The organism is Levilactobacillus enshiensis (assembly GCF_007115095.1).
Classification (GTDB): domain Bacteria; phylum Bacillota; class Bacilli; order Lactobacillales; family Lactobacillaceae; genus Levilactobacillus; species Levilactobacillus enshiensis.
On sequence record NZ_SULH01000020.1, the window covers coordinates 1 to 1,663 of the forward strand.

General features: G+C 39.8%; 1 protein-coding gene and 1 pseudogene. Both read right to left on the bottom strand.

Annotated features, from left to right (window positions below; genetic code table 11):
• Positions 1 to 257: type II toxin-antitoxin system RelB/DinJ family antitoxin (locus FAY32_RS13900; RefSeq protein WP_143464077.1), on the bottom strand; the 257-nt coding region annotated here is incomplete at its 3' end.
• Between the two features lie 259 nt (positions 258 to 516).
• Positions 517 to 858 (bottom strand): annotated as a pseudogene (locus FAY32_RS13905) (replication initiator protein A); the annotation flags it as partial.
• Positions 859 to 1,663 lie beyond the last annotated feature (805 nt).

Below are 1,663 nucleotides of genomic sequence, written 5' to 3' on the forward strand. Positions count from 1 at the left end.
CAATCAGCGACCTCTTTAGCGTCTTTGAACTCGGTGACTGGTGTCCCTTCGGTCGCCTTTAAAAAGCGTAAATTAGCTCTTTCTTCTTCGCTTAAAGACGCATTAAAAGGTAAAGCACCATTAGCAACAATCCGCTTGTAAAACATGTTAATGGCCGTGGTTGGATTTAAGCCCAATTTGCTTAAAACTGCTTCGGTATCATCGGCCAAATCTTTATCAATCTTGACTTGGACCCGTTTCTTTTCATTAACTGCCATGATTGTCTCATCTCCCTTCTTTTACTACTACCATTATACTACCTTTTGAGTACCTTATCAATAGATAAAGCCCTGGCCTCAAATCACTTGAGCTTGGCGTTGATCTAAAGGCTGAACTTTTGAGCTGGTTAGCCTGGTTAGCTCTGGCGATCATTTAAAAGCCCCTATTCTTCTGTTTAAGCCATTTAAATCTAGCTTAAGTATAAAGAGGTTAGTAAGTCTTAAAACTGCTTAGAAAAGATTTTGTAGCCTTTTAGGACTAGTAGTACAACCCACTGTGGTCGTTGTCGGCCGGCTTTTCTTCTTCGGGGTGTTTGGCCGCGTATTCTCTAGCCGCTTGTTTATTCCACCAAACACCAAATAGATTTTGCATGGTGCCGTACAGGTAGTTTTCCACGTTCTTGATGTGCTTCTCATTGCTTCTTAGGGCGTTAAAGTAACGTCTCAAGGCTTTAGTCATTAAAAATTTAAGTTCTTCGTCGTCCAGTGGGATTATGACGCCAATATCTTTATGATCCTTCTCAACTCGGTACTTAGCATTTAAGATAATACCAACGAAGCGACGCATCTGTTGTGGGGTACGGCACCAAAAACTAAGCAGTATTCATCATGTTACAGCACCCAAGTAAAAGCTACGAAGATAAAAACATTCATCCTCAAAATATGTAACCTAGAAAAAAGGCCTCCAGTGTTAAACCGGGAGCCTTTTTTAGTATACCAATTTCTACTTTACATAATGGGGCTTATCCCAAGTAACCCACATTCACCACGGCACTTCCACATTCCGTTATTTTTTGATTGTGAACTTGTCCAAAAAAGAAGTGGTATAGGTCGCAGATTGGCTTTAATTGGGGAACGGTACTTTGTGAAATTCACTGAAATCATGTCTAGGCCATTCCCTTGAATTCAACTGTCTCATTCTTTGTATTAACCAAAAACTTACCGACATTTCCCTGATATTTAACGGATACTTTAAAGGAATACTTATAATTTACACGAGTATATCGAATACTACTAATTCTCCCCTGATACCCTTGCTTATGCAAAACTCTTTTTACTTGATCTCTCTGCTGATTTGTAATTCTTGCAGAACTCCGATAGATTGTCTTCTTAACGATCACATCTGGATTCAATGGAACAATGTAATCCTTACATTCCAACAATTCCACCAACTTTCTTTTTTTCTTTGGATTTTGTCTTGACGGGTTACGGTTTTCCATTCAGTTTAGAGGGAGTGACGTTTTGAGCGCAGAATTGTTCCCTGGAATCAGCTATTTGGAATAACTGAACCAGAGTACAATTCTACTACTAAAAGTTTCCCCTTAGTTCGTCGGTCGTTAACGCCCGTCGCTTGTCTGTACAATTGCGGTATTGCTACCACCACTCATTATAAACCTACGTTTTCG